Annotated in this window: 16 protein-coding genes; 8 read left to right on the forward strand and 8 right to left on the reverse strand. The window is 59.8% G+C overall.

Annotated features, from left to right (window positions below):
* Positions 1-702, reverse strand: a complete 702-nt coding sequence (locus tag GOV80_RS09865; protein ID WP_170784351.1) for a glutathione S-transferase family protein — start codon at positions 700-702, stop codon at positions 1-3.
* Positions 703-870: 168 nt separating this feature from the next.
* Here GOV80_RS09865 and rpiA point away from each other — a divergent pair, with 168 nt between their 5' ends.
* The 6 genes from rpiA to GOV80_RS09895 all read left to right on the forward strand — a co-directional run bounded on the left by rpiA (position 871) and on the right by GOV80_RS09895 (position 7,029).
* Entirely contained in the window at positions 871-1,656 is a 786-nt protein-coding gene (gene rpiA / locus GOV80_RS09870; protein WP_170784352.1) for a ribose-5-phosphate isomerase RpiA, read from the forward strand.
* Positions 1,657-1,758: 102 nt separating this feature from the next.
* Positions 1,759-3,117 carry a glutathione-disulfide reductase gene (gene gor / locus GOV80_RS09875; protein ID WP_170784353.1) on the forward strand — a complete coding sequence of 453 codons (1,359 nt, stop codon included), beginning with the start codon at positions 1,759-1,761 and terminating at the stop codon, positions 3,115-3,117.
* A 72-nt stretch (positions 3,118-3,189) separates the two neighbouring features.
* Complete coding sequence (gene hflK, locus GOV80_RS09880; protein ID WP_170769380.1) at positions 3,190-4,332, forward strand: FtsH protease activity modulator HflK; 1,143 nt, start codon at positions 3,190-3,192, stop codon at positions 4,330-4,332.
* Positions 4,332-5,210, forward strand: a complete 879-nt coding sequence (gene hflC / locus GOV80_RS09885) for a protease modulator HflC (protein ID WP_170784354.1) — start codon at positions 4,332-4,334, stop codon at positions 5,208-5,210. The genes hflK and hflC overlap by 1 nt, the downstream gene beginning before the upstream one ends.
* Entirely contained in the window at positions 5,210-5,404 is a 195-nt protein-coding gene (locus GOV80_RS09890) for a DUF2065 domain-containing protein (protein ID WP_170784355.1), read from the forward strand. The genes hflC and GOV80_RS09890 overlap by 1 nt, the downstream gene beginning before the upstream one ends.
* A 185-nt stretch (positions 5,405-5,589) precedes the next feature.
* A complete protein-coding gene (locus GOV80_RS09895; RefSeq protein ID WP_214648000.1) occupies positions 5,590-7,029 on the forward strand; it encodes a Do family serine endopeptidase in 1,440 nt (479 codons plus the stop codon).
* 219 nt (positions 7,030-7,248) lie between these two features.
* Here the strand turns inward: GOV80_RS09895 and GOV80_RS09900 are convergent, their stop codons facing one another.
* The 5 genes from GOV80_RS09900 to GOV80_RS09920 form a co-directional block, all read right to left on the reverse strand.
* A complete protein-coding gene (locus GOV80_RS09900) occupies positions 7,249-7,917 on the reverse strand; it encodes a Crp/Fnr family transcriptional regulator (RefSeq protein WP_170784358.1) in 669 nt (222 codons plus the stop codon).
* A gap of 101 nt (positions 7,918-8,018) precedes the next feature.
* The gene (locus tag GOV80_RS09905) at positions 8,019-8,624 is read right to left on the reverse strand and encodes an inner membrane-spanning protein YciB (RefSeq protein ID WP_170769384.1); all 606 of its coding nucleotides are present in this window, start codon (positions 8,622-8,624) and stop codon (positions 8,019-8,021) included.
* A 16-nt stretch (positions 8,625-8,640) separates the two neighbouring features.
* Positions 8,641-9,543, reverse strand: coding sequence for an EamA family transporter (locus GOV80_RS09910; protein ID WP_170769385.1), 903 nt, complete (start codon positions 9,541-9,543; stop codon positions 8,641-8,643).
* 87 nt (positions 9,544-9,630) lie between these two features.
* Positions 9,631-10,758 (reverse strand): signal recognition particle-docking protein FtsY, encoded by a 1,128-nt coding sequence (gene ftsY, locus GOV80_RS09915; RefSeq protein ID WP_170784359.1) that lies wholly within the window; start codon positions 10,756-10,758, stop codon positions 9,631-9,633.
* A 58-nt stretch (positions 10,759-10,816) separates the two neighbouring features.
* Positions 10,817-11,455: a lysoplasmalogenase family protein gene (locus GOV80_RS09920; protein ID WP_170769387.1), complete on the reverse strand. Its 639-nt coding sequence runs from the start codon at positions 11,453-11,455 to the stop codon at positions 10,817-10,819.
* 127 nt (positions 11,456-11,582) lie between these two features.
* Here GOV80_RS09920 and GOV80_RS09925 point away from each other — a divergent pair, with 127 nt between their 5' ends.
* Positions 11,583-11,978, forward strand: coding sequence for a hypothetical protein (locus tag GOV80_RS09925; RefSeq protein WP_237215748.1), 396 nt, complete (start codon positions 11,583-11,585; stop codon positions 11,976-11,978).
* Positions 11,979-11,985: 7 nt separating this feature from the next.
* On the opposite strand, the gene xseA is transcribed toward GOV80_RS09925, so the two are convergent.
* Positions 11,986-13,479 (reverse strand): exodeoxyribonuclease VII large subunit, encoded by a 1,494-nt coding sequence (xseA, locus tag GOV80_RS09930; RefSeq protein ID WP_170784360.1) that lies wholly within the window; start codon positions 13,477-13,479, stop codon positions 11,986-11,988.
* A gap of 75 nt (positions 13,480-13,554) precedes the next feature.
* On the opposite strand from xseA, the gene purD reads away from it, so the two are divergent.
* Positions 13,555-14,817, forward strand: coding sequence for a phosphoribosylamine--glycine ligase (purD, locus tag GOV80_RS09935; protein WP_170784361.1), 1,263 nt, complete (start codon positions 13,555-13,557; stop codon positions 14,815-14,817).
* A gap of 93 nt (positions 14,818-14,910) precedes the next feature.
* Here the strand turns inward: purD and GOV80_RS09940 are convergent, their stop codons facing one another.
* The gene (locus GOV80_RS09940) at positions 14,911-15,630 is read right to left on the reverse strand and encodes an FG-GAP repeat domain-containing protein (RefSeq protein WP_237215749.1); all 720 of its coding nucleotides are present in this window, start codon (positions 15,628-15,630) and stop codon (positions 14,911-14,913) included.
* Positions 15,631-15,688 lie beyond the last annotated feature (58 nt).

The raw sequence follows: 15,688 nt of genomic DNA on the forward strand, positions 1-15,688 counted from the left end.
TCAGGTAGCAGAGCCTTCTGGAGGGTTAGCGTAAGTCGGGGCGGTGAATGGCGTGGCGCCCAACCCCTCGGCCGCGATGGCGGCGCGGGTTGCGGGACGGGCTTCCAACTGCATCACGATGCGTTGCAAGTGAGGAGTATCAGCCAGTTGATACCAACTGCGATCCGCCTTGGCAGGATAGAGCGCCATCCAGCGCATCTGACAAGCCAGATAGTAGGTCAAAACCGACGGGCTGTCAGGTTGCAGCCAGTTCGGAGTGCTTTGGGCCTGCGCATCCAGCAATTTCAGGTGATGCCGCAGGCGCGGGCGGATGCCAGTGCGCAGGGTGTCGGCCTGTGCCGCGTCGATATATTTCTCGGCATAGAACAAAATGCGCAGATCGGCGTGCAACGTGTTCGAAGCAAAGAACAGCCATTTCAGAAACGCGGCCCGCTCGGGATCGGTGGCGGCGGGGGCCAGTTGCCCATGGGTGTCCGACAGCCACAGCAGAATAGCGGCTGTTTCGAAAATCGGGCCCTGGGGCGTTTCCAGAACAGGAATCAGCCCGTTGGGGTTCAGCGCGCGATAATCTGCGCTGTCCTGCGCGTTGCGGGTGCGATCCACCAGCACGGTCTCGAACGGCAGGCCCATCTCGGACAGTGCCAGTCGGATCACCAGCGAGGCGTTGTCGGGGGCATAGTGCAGGCGATAGGGCGCAGTCATGAAACCTATCTATACCTTACATCATTTTCCCAAAGCCCTGATTGCGACGTTTCCAATCGGAAACGCGTAGTTTCGCGACGTGTTGGCCTGCGCGGTTCTGCAATTCGCTCTCGCAGTTGGCGCGGGCATTCCGTATACGTTGCCTCAGTAAGACAGGGGGATGCCGCCATGACCGCAGAAATGTCACCGATCGACCGGGCAAAATACGTGGCCGCGCGCCGGGCCGCCGATCTGGTGCAGGACGGTATGCGCGTGGGGCTGGGGACCGGGTCCACCGCCGCCTGGATGGTGCGCCGTCTGGGCGAACGGGTGCAGGAGGAAGGCCTGAAGATCAAGGGCGTTCCCACCTCGACCCGGACTGCGCAACTGGCGCGTGAGGTCGGGATCGAGGTCGTGTCTTTGGATCAGGCCGGATGGTTGGATATGACCATCGACGGCGCGGATGAGTTCGATCAGGAGATGAACCTGATCAAGGGCGGCGGCGGCGCGCATTTGCAGGAAAAGATCGTCGCGACGGCCAGCGATCAGATGGTGGTCATCGCCGATGCCGGGAAAGAGGTTGAGACCCTTGGCGCTTTCCCCCTGCCGCTTGAGGTCATTCCTTTTGGCTGGCAGACCACGCGCACTCTGGTCGAAGAGGTTCTGGATACGATGGATGTTCTGGGTACTTCGACCGCTTTGCGGATGGATGGGGACGTGCCCTTTGTCACGGATGAAGGCAACCATGTGCTTGACCTACATCTGCACCGTATCGGAAACGCCCGGCAGCTGGCTCTGGTGCTGAATCAGGTGCCCGGCGTGGTCGAAAACGGGTTGTTCATCGACATCTGCGACAAGGTGGTGATTGGCCATGGCGATGGCCGGGTCGAGATCAGGGATATCAATGAGGGCACGACCGAAACAGAGCAACCCTCCGACAGCGATGAGAACCTGTTTTTGGACATTGCGGACTGATCCGAATGATTTCTTCACAAAATCCGACCCATCAAGGGTTGGCAGTTTTGCAATCGACCCCAGATAAGCAACGAAATTTGGCCTGACAAAAAGGAACTCGGGATGAGCTTTGACTATGATCTTTTCGTCATCGGCGGTGGCTCGGGCGGGGTTCGCGCCGCGCGTGTCGCGGCGGGTGAAAACGGGGCCAAGGTGGCGCTGGCCGAGGAAGATCGCTATGGCGGAACCTGCGTTATCCGGGGCTGTGTGCCCAAAAAACTGATGGTGTTCGCCAGTGAGTTCTCGGGCATGGTGGGTGACGCGCAGGCTTACGGTTGGGATATCCAGCCCGGCGCGTTCGACTGGAATACGTTCCACGGCAAGCTGGTAACAGAACTGGATCGGCTGGAAGGCATCTATCGCAACATCCTGAAGAACAACGGCGTGGAAAGCTTTGACCAGCGGGCCACCGTGGTGGATGCGCATACGGTTGAACTGGCCGATGGCACCCGCAAGACCGCCAAGCATATCCTGATCGCCACCGGCGGTCGCCCGGTTGTGCCTGAGTTTCCGGGATCAGACCTCGCCATCACTTCAAACGAGATTTTCCACCTGCCGAAACTGCCCGAAAACATCCTGATCGTGGGCGGCGGCTATATCGCCAGCGAATTTGCAGGGATCATGAATGGGCTGGGCGTCAAGACCACGCAATTCTATCGCGGTGAACAAATCCTTCGCGGCTTTGACCAAGAGGCCCGCGATTTGATCTGCAACGAAATGCGCGCAAACGGGATCGACGTGCGCCTGGGTACCAGTGTGGTTGAAATGGCCAAGGATGGCGACAAGATCCGCGTCAAAGCCACCGACGGGACCGAGGATCAGTTCGACGTGGTCATGTACGCCACCGGTCGCGCGCCCAATGCCGACAATCTGGGGCTTGAGGCCGTGGGTGTTGAACGCGGCCGCAAAGGTGAGATCATCGTGGATGAATACAGCCAGACCGGCGTGCCCTCGATCTATGCCATCGGGGATGTGACTGATCGTGTAAACCTGACCCCGGTTGCGATCCGCGAGGGCATGGCCTTTGTGGAAACCGTGTTCAAGGGCAACCCAACCCCGGTGGATCACGAACTGATCCCGACCGCGATCTTCACCCAGCCCGAAATGGGCACCGTTGGCCTGAGCGAAGAAGAAGCGGCAGCACAGGAACCGGTCGAGATTTATGCAACCTCGTTCAAACCGATGCAAAAGGCGTTTGCGGGTGGGACCGACAAGGTGATGATGAAGCTGATCGTGTCTCAGGCGACGCGCAAGGTGCTGGGCTGTCACATCGTCGCTCCGGGCGCGGGTGAGATGATCCAGCTGGCGGGTATTGCCGTAAAGATGGGCGCAACCAAGGAAGATTTTGACCGCACGGTCGCCGTTCACCCGGTCATGGCCGAAGAACTGGTGACAATGCGTCAACCTGTGCGCACTGCTTGATTTGCAACCACGCGCACACAAGTTACAAGGGAACCCGTGATCACACGGTCCAACACAAGGGAAAAGATACATATGGCGGGCAACAGCGGTGGCCCCTGGGGGGGCGGAGGCTCCTCGGGCGGCGGAGGAAATCGGGGTAACAACGGGAACGGGCAACGCCCGCCCGAAGGCGATGGTCCGCAGATCCCCGAGATCGACGATCTGGTGAAAAAGGGTCAGGAACAGCTGCGTGTGCTGATGGGTGGACGCGGAGGTTCGGGTCGTGGAGGCAACGGCAAGGGCGGCGGCGGTGGTCCGCTGTTCACGAAGGGGACCGTGCTTATCGGTCTCGTCGTTGGTGCTGTGCTGTGGGGCGCGGCCAGCTTTTACACTGTTAAACCCGAAGAACAGTCGGTTGAACTGTTTCTGGGCGAGTTTTCATCGGTTGGAAATCCCGGCCTGAACTTTGCCCCTTGGCCGTTTGTCACCGCCGAGGTTATCCCGGTCACTCGGGAACAGACGGAAGACATGGGTGGAGCACGCGGCAGCGACGATGGATTGATGCTGACCGGGGACGAAAACGTGGTCGATATCGACTATCAGGTCGTCTGGAACATCAGCGACCCTGCCAAGTTCCTGTTCAATTTGCGCGATGCGCGTCAAACGATCCGTGCGGTGTCTGAATCGGCCATGCGTGAGATTATCGCACAAAGTGAGCTGGCACCGATCCTAAACAGGGATCGTGGTGTGATCGCAGAACGCCTGCAAGAGCTGATCCAATCGACAATGGACAGCTATGATTCCGGCGTAAACATCATCCGTGTGAACTTCGACAAGGCCGACCCGCCGCAGGACGTGATCGCCGCCTTCCGCGACGTTCAGGCCGCGGCGCAGGAACGTGACCGTCTGCAAAATGTGGCGGACGCTTATGCCAACCGCGTGTTGGCGGAAGCGCGCGGTGAAGCCGCGCAGGTGCTGGAGGAGGCTGAAGCCTATCGCGCCCAGCAGATCAACAGCGCCATGGGTGAGGCCAGCCGCTTTAGTGCGGTTCTGGAAGAGTATTCCAAAGCACCCGACGTAACCCGGAAGCGCCTCTATCTGGAACGGATGGAGCAGGTTTTGGGTGACGTGGACAAGATCATTCTGGACGAAAACTCGACCGGTTCGGGGCAGGGCGTTGTGCCGTACCTGCCGCTAAATGAACTGCGCCGCAATTCTGGGCAGGAGAGCAACTGATGCGTAAATCACCAATTATTCTAGGTGCAGTTGTCTTGTTGGTAGTGGGCATCCTGTCCTCTATTTTCATCGTGGATGAACGTGAACGGGCGTTGGTCCTGCAATTCGGACGCGTGGTTTCCGTCAAGGAAGAACCCGGTTTGGCCTTTAAAATTCCGCTGATTCAGGAAGTTGTGCGCTATGACGACCGTATCTTGTCGATCGACGTGCAACCGCTTGAAGTGACGCCTCTGGACGATCGCCGTTTGGTGGTCGATGCGTTCGCGCGCTACCGGATTTCGGATCTGGAGCAGTTCCGTCAGGCGGTCGGTGTCGGCGGCATTCCGGTGGCAGAGGATCGTCTGGACCGTATCCTCCGCGCTGAAACGCGGGAAGTGCTGGGGTCGGTCTCGTCCCGTGACATCCTGAGCTCCGACCGTGCAGCGTTGATGCTGCGCATCCGCAACAGCGCGATTGCCGAAGCGCGGGCACTGGGCGTCAACGTGATCGACGTGCGCCTTAAGGCAACCGATCTGCCGCAGGCCAACCTTGAGGCGACCTTCGACCGGATGAAAGCCGAACGTGAACGCGAGGCGACCGACGAACGTGCCCGTGGTAACGAGGCCGCCCAGCGTGTGCGTGCGCAGGCCGACCGGACCGTGGTTGAACTGGTATCCGACGCCAACCGTGAGGCCGAGATCATCCGCGGTGAGGCTGACGCCGAACGCAACGCGATCTTCGCCGAAGCCTATGGCGCGGACCCCGAGTTCTTTGAATTCTACCGCTCGCTGACGGCCTATGAAAAAGCGCTGGGTGGTGGCAACAGCTCGATGGTGCTGAGCCCGGATTCCGAGTTCTTCAACTACCTGAAGTCGCCTACAGGGCAGGCAGCCCAGTAATGGGTATGATCCTTCTGGCCTTCGGGCTGGTACTGATTGTCGAGGGGCTGGCCTATGCGCTGGCCCCTTCGCTTATTGAACGCATGTTGGAAGCGTTGCGCAGCCTGCCCGAAAAGGCGCGGCGGCTGGCCGGATTGCTGTGCGTGGTCTCGGGTCTGGTGCTGCTTTGGGCCGCGTATCAGGTCGGGTTTTAATACAGCCTTTTCACTTGCCGGTGATTTCCCCGCGATCCTCAGTTGCGGGCTTGGCCAAACCGACTACATTGGTTGTCAAGAAGGGCCGCCTGCGGGCGATCCAATATGTAGTGACGACAAGGAGTTCCCAGGTGCAGGCACAAGCGCGCAGTATTTCCGTCCGGCGGGACGAGGTTGTTGGTTTCATGCGGCTGATGTGGTTGGCCATTGCCGGGATGGTTCTGGTTCTAGCCCAAACCGTCGCCGCGCAGGCGCGCGGGGAAAGCCTTGCGCCTCTGGCCGAAAAGATCAGCCCGGCGGTGGTGAACATCACCACTTCAACCTTGATCGAAGGGCAATCCGGGCCGCAAGGCATTGTGCCCGAGGGCTCTCCGTTTGAAGATTTCTTTCGGGAGTTTCAGGATCGAGAGGGTGATGACGACAACCGCCCGCGCCGCAGCAACGCGCTGGGTTCGGGTTTTGTGATTTCCGAGGATGGTTTCATCGTCACGAACAATCACGTGATTGCCGAAGCCGATGAAATCCTTGTCGAATTCTTCCCCGGTGACGGTCAGCCCAAGAAAGAGCTGCCCGCCAAGGTCATCGGTACTGACGAAAAAACCGATATCGCATTGCTTAAGGTCGAGGCCTCGGGGCCGCTGCAATATGTGCAGTTCGGCGACAGCGATGTGGCCCGTGTGGGCGATTGGGTGATTGCGATGGGCAACCCGCTGGGTCAGGGCTTTTCGGTTTCAGCCGGGATCGTCTCGGCCCGCAATCGCGCGCTGAGCGGGTCCTATGACGATTACATCCAGACCGACGCAGCGATCAACCGGGGCAACTCGGGTGGGCCGCTGTTCAATATGGATGGAGAGGTCATTGGCGTGAACACCGCGATTCTGTCTCCCAATGGTGGCTCAATCGGGATTGGTTTTTCGATGGCGTCGAATGTGGTGATCAAGGTCGTGGATCAACTGCGCGAGTTTGGTGAGACCCGCCGCGGTTGGCTGGGGGTACGCATTCAGGACGTGACCGAGGATATGGCCGAAGCCATGGGGCTGGAAAAACCCGGCGGTGCGTTGATCAGCGATGTGCCGGACGGCCCAGCCAAAGAGGCTGGCCTGCTGGCGGGCGATGTGATCCTCAGCTTTGATGGCGTTGAAGTCGAAGACACGCGCGGTCTGGTGCGTCAGGTCGGTGAAACGACCGTTGGTAAATCCGTTCGCGTTGTTGTGCACCGCGATGGCGGCACGCAGACTGTTCTGGTGACATTGGGCCGTCGTGAAGATGCAGAGCGTTCCGGTGGAGGCGAAGAAGAATCGGCGGAAGAAGCTCCGGTCGAGGAAGACGCGGATATTCTGGGTCTGACGATCTCACCGTTGACCGAGACGCAGCGCACCGATCTGGGACTGGACGCTGACGCTGAGGGGCTTGTTGTAACGAATGTGGATGAAGCCTCGGAAGCTTTTGCCAAGGGCCTGCGGGCGGGTGATCTGATTACCGAAGCCGGTCAGCAGAAGGTCACGTCGATCCAGGATCTTGAGACGCGCATGGACGAAGCACGTGAGGCTGGCCGCAAGTCGCTGCTGCTGTTGGTGCGGCGTGGTGGCGATCCGCGTTTCGTGGCACTCAGCCTGGGCGAATAGCCTGCCCTTGAGAATGCAAAAAGGCCGGGGTCTGCACCCCGGCCTTTTTTCTTTCATACGCTGGAAAACAGAAGAGCCGCACACCGGGGAAGGCGTGCGGCTCTGATACAGGGAGAGGTCAGTGGACAGATATCGGGGATGATTCTCTGACCTCCTACGGTAACAGTTATGAAGATAGTCTTAACGATCACACAGGTATGTGAAGCAGGTCACAGCGGATCAGATAAGATCGGAATCCGCCAGTTCCCGAAGCGCGTCAAAGTCGTGGATCATCAACCCGCCGCGCGATGCCTCGACCACCTTGTCGCGCTTCCAGGTCGAGATGGTTTTCGACACGGCCTCGCGCGTGGCGCCGACAAACTCGGCCAACTCGCTTTGCGAGAGGGACAGACGGCTTGAGGGGTCCTCTTGCAGGTCGGTCAGGTGCAGCAGCTTGCGGGCCAGACGGATCGGCATGGGCAGGAACACCTGTTCGTTCAGCTGAGATCCCATCCAACGCATCCTGAGACCGGCCAGACGGATCATATCAACTGCCAAATCCGGGTGTTGTCGGATTTGGTTCATCACATCTGCGCGCCGCACCCGCAATACGCGAGAAGGCTCGGCGGCGGCAATGGTCGCTGTACGCGGACCGCTGTCGAACAGCGCTATCTCACCAAAAACTTCGCCGGGTTTCATCAGGGTCAGCGACAGTTTGCGACCGCTCATCGCCAGAAAGGACACTTCGAGCGTACCGGCGAGAATGGCGTAGAGCGCATCGCCCTCATCGCCCTGTTCAAACAATGTCTCGCCTTCATCAAGCGAGATTTCGGTCGCCTGTGCCGACAGCATCGCGCGCAGACGGTCGGATGCTTCGGCCAGAAAACCGGTATTGGGAAAGGCCGTCATGTGGATGTGGTGCTCCGGCTGGCAGGTGTGAGTGGTCCCACAACTTTCCACAGCACGGGCGATTAGCCAAGGATTTTATGTAGTTTTACGGAATCCACGGCCTATTGCTGGTCAGGATCGTCCATATAGGTCTGCAACATGCTGAACTGAAGCATGAGAAAGACCATTAATGCGATCGGAAAACCAAAGGTTTCGATTTTGACCCACAGATCGGTCGACATTGTGCGCCAGACAAATTCATTGGCGACGGCCAGCACTGCGAAACAGGCACACAGCCGGCGTGTCAGAATCATCCAACCTTCGTGGCGCATGGGCAGCATCTCGTCCAAAACATAGGCGAGGTAGGATTTCTTTTGCAGCAGACCAATGCCGAGGATCAGGGCGAAAAAGCCATAGACCAGGGTGGTTTTCATTTTGAAGAACCGCTCGTCATTGAACCATGCGGTCAGGCCGCCGAAGAAGATTACCATGAAAGCGGTGAAAATCTGCATCCGGCTGAGTTTGCCGGTCAGGAACCACAATATCCCCATTGCGCCCAGCATAAGTGGGACGAAGATGATCGTTGCGACGATAAAGCCGGAATATTCCGTTCCTGCGAATTGGAAACTGTCGTCGCGCAGGCGCAAATAGATGAAGAAGAAAGCCAGCGGCGGGCCAAGCTCCAGCACCTGTTTCAGAAACGGGTTGATCTCATTCTTGCCTGTCATGTCGGTTTCCTGCTGTTTACCCGCCCATTTCAACTATTACGGCGCCGAGTGCAATCAATGCCATCAGTGCGATGCGTCTGGGGCCAACGGTTTCTTTCAAAACCAGCCAGCCAATAAGCGCTGCGAAGACGGTTGAGGTTTCACGAAGGACAGCTGCTTCGCCGACTTTATCCAGACGGGTGGCGAGCATGATCGAACCGAAAGACAGAGGTGCAATGATACCGCCAGCCAGCCCGCGCAGCATCAAAGGGCCAAGCGCGGGGCGGTGGATCATCGCGCGCCATCTGAGGAAGGCATAGAAGGGTAGCGTGGCGCCGTCGATCATGAAGAACCAGGCGAGGAAGGTGAACGGGTCGGCGGTGGCGCGGATGCCATAGGCGTCATAGGTCGTGTATAGCGCGACGAACAAACCGGTCGCGATGGCCAGCGCCAAGGCGATGCCCAGCGTTTCGCGGTTGGTTTCGAGAAACCGGAAGTTATAGGCGGCCAGTCCGAAAATCCCGCAAAGCAGGACAGCCACACCGAGCCATTGGGTGCCGGTGAAGGTTTCGTCAAACAACAGGTAAGCGCCAATCACGGTGAACAGCGGACCGGTACCGCGCACGACCGGGTAAACCACTGTGTATGAGCCTTTGGTGTAGGCCAGGGCCTGAAGGATTTTGTAGAGGATGTGGATCAGCCAGACGACTGCGAATATGGGCCACATAAAGGGTTCGGGCCAAGGCACGACGAAGAGGGCAAACGGGGCCGCCATAAGGCAATAGCAGGCGTCAATTACCCCGCGCGACATCCAGGGATCGTGGCGTCCTTTTTGCAGCGCGCCAAAGGCTGCGTGCAGGAAAGCGGCTGACAGCGCAAGCGCCAGGGCGAGCCTGTGGCCCGCTTCGGTGCCTTCAAGGGAGATCAGCCAGTCGCTCAAATTTCGGTCTTTGTTTTGGCGGAGAAGTGGGGGGCTGTCTGCCCCCCACGCCCCCCGAGGATATTTTTGGCCAGATGAAGCGGCGGATCAGCTTTGCAGGCCGGTGAGGGCGGCGGCGAATTCTTCGGGGTCGAACGGGGCGAGGTCGTCGATTTGCTCTCCGACGCCAATGGCGTGGATGGGCAGACCGAATTTATCCGCCAGCGCCACCAGAACCCCGCCTTTGGCGGTGCCGTCGAGCTTGGTCATCACCAGACCGGATACATCAGCCAATTTCCTGAAGGTTTCGACCTGGCTGAGGGCGTTCTGGCCGGTGGTGGCGTCCAGTACCAGCAGGGTGTTGTGAGGGGCGCTGTCGTCGACCTTGCGAATGACGCGGACAATTTTTGCCAGTTCCTCCATCAGGTCGGCGCGGTTTTGCAATCGGCCAGCGGTGTCGATCATCAGAAGGTCGGCACCTTCGTTCTGCGCTTTGGTCAGCGCGTCGAAGGCGAGGCTGGCCGGGTCAGAGCCTTCGGGCGCGGTCAGGACGGGGACGCCTGCGCGGTCGCCCCAGACTTGCAATTGTTCCACTGCAGCGGCGCGGAAGGTGTCACCCGCCGCGATGACGACTTTTTTGCCCGCGGCTTTGAACTGGCTAGCCAGCTTGCCGATGGTGGTGGTTTTGCCCGAGCCGTTGACGCCCACCACCAGCACCACTTGCGGGCGTTTGGGGTAAAGTGGCATGGGTTTGGCTACGGGTTCCATCACGCGGGCGACTTCTTGCGCCAGAAGCTGTTTGATTTCTAGCGTTGATAGTTTGCGACCAAAGCGCCCCTCGGCCATGTTCGAGGTGACGCGCAGGGCGGTATCGACGCCCATATCCGAGGCGATCAGCAGCTCTTCGAGCTGTTCCAGCATGTCGTCGTCCAGGGTGCGACGGACAACGGTTTGGGACTCGGACCGGCTGAACAGGCGGCTCAGGACGCCTTTGGGCTGGGTTGGTTCGGGCGCGGGTTGTGTGGCAGGTTCAGGTGGCGCGGTTTCGACCGGTTGTGGCGTAGGTTCAGGCTCGGGCGGTGCGGAGGCGGGTTCAGGTTGCGGTGCAGGCTCAAGTGGGCTGGGCTCGGGTGCAGTCGTTTCCTCTCCGCCATCTTCGACGATTGCATCCAGCCCCTGTTCGAGGCGGGACGAGGATTTGAACAGCTTGTCCTTGAGCTTTGAGAAAAACGCCATTTTTGGTCTCCGCAGGTGTTCCTTTCACCTAATGCGGATTTGCGGCAGTTGCAAAGGGTCAGAGAAAGGCGATCAACAGACCGGCCTGTGCGCCCCAGTATAGCGGCCAGACCAGATAAGGCGTCATCCGCAGGGCCGGGTGATGGGCGGGCAGCAGGAATTTCTCGGTCGCAAGGATCAGGTCCGAGGCGATGAAGGCCATCGCTGCGGGCAGGGCCCAACGCAAAGCGCCGGTGTCGGGCAGGGCCAAAACGGTGACGCCCATGCCCAGAATGATCGGGATATAGCCCAGAACTGGTAGTTTGAGATCCCCGGCACGTGGGGCCAGAAGAGTTGCCGCGACGATACCCAGCAGGATCAGGGACCAGAATAGGCCGGGGTGAGTTAAAATCAGGCTGGTATCGCTGCTGGGATGCGACAGAAACAGTGCGATATAGGCCAGGTGTCCGGCTGCAAAGGCACCGATCCCTGCCATGAACGTTGCGTCGGTTTCGCGCGACAACAGCGCGTCTCCGATGGCGCAGAGGCTCAGTGCGGCGATCAAAAGGAGTGGCGCCTCAGACAGCAGGGCGATGACGGCAAGGCAGGCGACCGAGGCGGTTTTCAGCACCGACCTAAGTTTGCTGGCCGGGCGAGGCGCCAAGGGCAGATAGGCCAACGCGCAGGCAGCAGCGACCAGAAACAGCGCAGTTGTCATTCAAGTGTCCCTTTTTTCGTCCAGCTTCATCGGGAATGCGTCCGCAACTCAACCCATGACGTTAAGGCAGCCTGACCTGACAGATTGGTAATTGGCATTGCCGGTTGGCATCTGACATCATGCGGACATGATCAGGCATGTTGCGATTCTTCTGGCTATGTCCGCGCAGATGGCGGGGGCGCAATCCGCGCTTTCGGGGGCTGAATTTGACTCGTATACGCAGGGTAAAACCTTGTTCTACGGCTTTGAGGGGCAGGTTTACGGGGTCGAACGTTATTTGCCCAACCGACGCGTGATCTGGTCCTTTCTGGACGGAGATTGCAAGGAAGGCGTCTGGTACGAGCAGAATGACCAGATTTGTTTTCTGTACGAAGACCGGCTGGACCCGCAATGCTGGGTGTTTGTCGAATCCGGCAGCGGCTTGATTGCTCAGTTTGAAGGCAACCCCGAGCAGACGGAGTTGTACGAGGCCGAAGATATCGATGAGGAGATGGTCTGCCTCGGCCCCGAGGTTGGCGTTTGAGCGAGACCTAGAACAGTGAACCCTGATCGGGTGGCGCTTTTTTCTGCGTTTTCTTAGCTGGTGACTTTGCTGTGGACGACATGCCCGTCGCTAATATGCCGTCGGCGAATTCGATCTCAAGCGCGGTTTGTTTTGCCGCCTGTTTCCGGGTTGTCACCACCTCGCCCTCGGCGCGCACCACGGCATAGCCCCGCTGCAACGTGGCCTTGTAGCTGAGTGTTTCTCGAAGCCTGTCCGTGGCTTCTAACGTCTGTCGCATCCGGTCCAAACGCGTGGCCTGGGCGGTGTTCAGACGCTCGGTCAAGCGGGTCAGGGATTGCCGTTGAGCGTCAATGTCGCGCTGAATAGGGCGCAAGGATAGGCGGGATGACAGGTTGCGCACCGCCTCCTGCCGTGAGGACACCAGATTTCGCAGGGTCGAGGCGCGCAGATGGGCCGACAGTTCCACAACTTTGATGCGTCGCGCTTGAACACCACGTTCCAAAGCCGGGGTCAGGCGATCGGCAATCAGATCAAGACGTTGACGCGGTGTGTTCAACAGGCTGTCGGGGCGCGGTAACGCCCGGGACAGGTCGCGCAGGCGTTGGCTGCGGCGCTGCACGGCGTCGGTCGCAGCGCGGGACAGGCGCGCGCCCTGTTCGCCGGTCCAGGCCAACAGTTCCATCCGCACGGGCACGGCCAGTTCGGCGGCGGCGGTGGGCGTCGGCGCGCGACGGTCCGAGACATAGTCGATCAGTGTCGTATCCGTTTCGTGCCCCACGGCTGAGATTAGTGGGATGTCTGAAGTCGCAGCCGCCCGTGCGACGGCCTCTTCGTTGAAACCCCACAGGTCCTCGATCGACCCGCCGCCGCGGGCGACGATGATCAGGTCTGGGCGCGGCAGGGCGCCTCCGGGGGTGAGTTGGTTGAAACCGTTGATCGCGTTGGCAACCTCGGGCGCGCAGTTCGATCCTTGCACGGCGACAGGCCAGATCAGCACCTTGCGCGGGAACCGGTCGCGCAGGCGGTGAAGGATATCGCGGATCACCGCGCCAGATGGTGATGTCACTACGCCGATGATCTGCGGTAGATAGGGCAGGGGTTTCTTGCGTTCAGGCGCGAACAGCCCTTCGGCCTCTAGCTGTTTCTTACGCTTTTCCAGCAACGCCATCAGTGCGCCTTGGCCTGCGACGGCGACCTCATCGACATTCAGGTTGTATTTCGATTGCGCGCCAAACGCGGTGAGACGCCCGGTTACGACGACCTCAAGCCCTTCTTCGGGCACCACGGACAGTCCCGAGATCTGACCCTTCCACGTGGTGCAAGCCAGCACGTTCCGGTCATCCTTGATATCATAGTAAAGATGGCCTGAGCGCGCCTTGAACACGCGCCCGACCTCACCACGCACACGGATTCGGCCAAAGGTGCCTTCCAGTGTGCGTTTTACCTCGCCGGAAATGTCGGAAACACTGTATTCAGGTGTGTTTTGGCCGGGAATGGGATCGTCAAGCAGGTCGGACATTTCAGCGCCTTGTGTCAAATGCCCACCCAGCTTAGAACGCGCGGAAGGCGAGGCCAAGCAGATCGGAGAGCAGTCATGAATATCCTCATTCTCGGGAGCGGTGGACGCGAACACAGCCTAGCCTGGGCGGTGATGCAGAACCCCAAGTGTGACCGTCTGATCGTCGCGCCGGGCAATGCCGGAATTGCTCAGATTGCCGATTGCGCGGCTCTGGACATCGAAAATGGCGGCGCTGTGGTCAGCTTTGCCGAAGACAACGCGATTGATTTTGTGATTGTCGGCCCTGAGGCCCCCTTGGCGGCTGGGGTTGCCGGCCGCCTACGCGAAGCGGGTGTTCTTGTCTTTGGCCCCTCGGCTGCGGCGGCGCAGTTGGAGGCATCAAAGAGTTTTACCAAGGAAATCTGCGACGCCTCGGGCGCGCCGACGGCAGCCTATGGGCGCTTTACCGAGGCCGAGCCCGCCAAGGCCTATATCCGCGAACAAGGCGCGCCGATTGTGGTCAAGGCCGATGGTCTGGCCGCCGGCAAGGGCGTGATCGTGGCGATGGACGAGGCGACCGCGCTGGAGGCCATCGACGACATGTTTGGCGGGGCTTTTGGCGGGGCCGGGGCCGAGGTGGTGATAGAAGAATTCATGGAGGGCGAGGAGGCCTCGCTTTTCGTGCTGTGTGACGGTGAGGATATCCTGTCGGTCGGCACCGCGCAGGACCATAAGCGCGTAGGCGAGGGGGATACCGGGCTGAATACAGGCGGGATGGGAGCGTATTCTCCGGCTCCGGTCCTGAGCGCCGAGGTCGAAGCCCGCGCGATGGAAGAGATCATCAAGCCAACCGTGGCCGAGATGAAAAAGCGCGGGATGCCGTTTCAGGGGGTTCTCTATGCGGGTTTGATGATCAAGGACGGGCAGCCGCGACTGGTGGAATACAATGTGCGCTTTGGCGATCCCGAATGTCAGGTGCTGATGATGCGCCTGGGCGCGCAGGCGATGGATCTGATGCATGCCGCAGCCGAGGGCCGTTTGCGTGAGGCGCAGGTGAACTGGGCCGATGATCATGCGCTGACCGTTGTGATGGCGGCTCAGGGATATCCGGGGTCTTACGAGAAGGGCAGTGTTATTGGCGGTCTGGACGGGCTGCCCGAGGACAGCAAGAACATGGTCTTTCATGCCGGGACCAAGGCTGCGGATGGGCAGGTATTGGCCACGGGTGGTCGGGTTCTGAACGTCACCGCTCGGGGCGAGACATTGCAGGAGGCGCGTGATCGGGCTTATGCGATGGTGGATGGGATTGACTGGCCCGATGGGTTCTTTCGCCGCGATATCGGCTGGCGCGCTTTGTGATCTGATTGCCGGGCTGCGCCCGTCTCGATTTTTTGGGGCGAGGGGCCAGCCCCTCGCGCTCCCCGGGATATTTTGGGCCAGATGAAGGGCGGATCAGCAAATGAGTGCGTTTGTTAGGTCACTGCGCTTCTTGAGGGGGCCAAGGTCGCGGGTTTGCCAATCGCCTCGGTAAGAAACGCTGACGATGGTGCTCCAGTCGGCGCTGGCGACGACCATCTCGGGGCCGGTGCCGCAATCGCGGATGGCGCTCGAAATATAAGCTTCTCCAATTTTGTGGTTTGTCAGACCAGGCAGTACCGCGATTTCGGTCAGTGCGCCATCTTTGAAGCGCCAGATGCGCAGGGTTTTGGCCAGGTGAGGGCGGTCGATATAGGCGATCTCGACGTAGCCGTCGCCGTCCAGATCGGCCGCGCCGATCGGTGCGAGCCAGCGGAAACGGGTGCCGATATGCGGGGTGGCGGCGATCTTTTCCCCGTGCGCGTTATAGATGGCGAGTTGAGCGCCTGTATCCTTCTGGGCTTCGACAACCAGAACTTCGAGCGTGCCGTTTTGATCAACGTCCGACAGCCGAGGCGCTAGATCTTCGAAAACACGGTCTTCGGGCAGGCGGATGGTCAGGGCAGATCGTTCCTTGGCGCCCGTCGAGCCTTGTGTGGCAGGCGTGTTTTCTATGGTAAGCTCAAGCGCTCCATATTCGATCTGATCCCCCAGGACGCCATGAGGATATCGGGTCGTGGGTTCGGTATAACGAGCCGCGACAATCGTATCTGCAATGGCAGGGGCTGTTGTGACCAACCACAAGCACATTGCCATAAGCGCGCCGCGAGACCTGCCTTGCCAGAGGCGAGAGAGTCGGCGCGGCGCTTTGGAG

Source organism: Ruegeria lacuscaerulensis (genome assembly GCF_013034685.1).
GTDB classification, from domain to species: Bacteria; Pseudomonadota; Alphaproteobacteria; order Rhodobacterales; family Rhodobacteraceae; genus Ruegeria; species Ruegeria lacuscaerulensis_B.

Excerpts from the sequence above, each read along its gene's own strand:
- hflC (WP_170784354.1), top strand. The coding sequence starts at position 4,332 with ATGCGTAAATCACCAATTATTCTAGGTGCAGTTGTCTTGTTGGTAGTG.
- purD (WP_170784361.1), top strand. The coding sequence starts at position 13,555 with ATGAATATCCTCATTCTCGGGAGCGGTGGACGCGAACACAGCCTAGCC.
- GOV80_RS09895 (WP_214648000.1), top strand. The coding sequence starts at position 5,590 with ATGCGGCTGATGTGGTTGGCCATTGCCGGGATGGTTCTGGTTCTAGCC.
- GOV80_RS09925 (WP_237215748.1), top strand. The coding sequence starts at position 11,583 with ATGATCAGGCATGTTGCGATTCTTCTGGCTATGTCCGCGCAGATGGCG.
- GOV80_RS09940 (WP_237215749.1), bottom strand. The coding sequence starts at position 15,630 with ATGGCAATGTGCTTGTGGTTGGTCACAACAGCCCCTGCCATTGCAGAT.
- GOV80_RS09865 (WP_170784351.1), bottom strand. The coding sequence starts at position 702 with ATGACTGCGCCCTATCGCCTGCACTATGCCCCCGACAACGCCTCGCTG.
- ftsY (WP_170784359.1), bottom strand. The coding sequence starts at position 10,758 with ATGGCGTTTTTCTCAAAGCTCAAGGACAAGCTGTTCAAATCCTCGTCC.
- GOV80_RS09890 (WP_170784355.1), top strand. The coding sequence starts at position 5,210 with ATGGGTATGATCCTTCTGGCCTTCGGGCTGGTACTGATTGTCGAGGGG.
- rpiA (WP_170784352.1), top strand. The coding sequence starts at position 871 with ATGACCGCAGAAATGTCACCGATCGACCGGGCAAAATACGTGGCCGCG.
- GOV80_RS09905 (WP_170769384.1), bottom strand. The coding sequence starts at position 8,624 with ATGACAGGCAAGAATGAGATCAACCCGTTTCTGAAACAGGTGCTGGAG.
- hflK (WP_170769380.1), top strand. The coding sequence starts at position 3,190 with ATGGCGGGCAACAGCGGTGGCCCCTGGGGGGGCGGAGGCTCCTCGGGC.
- GOV80_RS09900 (WP_170784358.1), bottom strand. The coding sequence starts at position 7,917 with ATGACGGCCTTTCCCAATACCGGTTTTCTGGCCGAAGCATCCGACCGT.
- GOV80_RS09920 (WP_170769387.1), bottom strand. The coding sequence starts at position 11,455 with ATGACAACTGCGCTGTTTCTGGTCGCTGCTGCCTGCGCGTTGGCCTAT.
- xseA (WP_170784360.1), bottom strand. The coding sequence starts at position 13,479 with ATGTCCGACCTGCTTGACGATCCCATTCCCGGCCAAAACACACCTGAA.
- gor (WP_170784353.1), top strand. The coding sequence starts at position 1,759 with ATGAGCTTTGACTATGATCTTTTCGTCATCGGCGGTGGCTCGGGCGGG.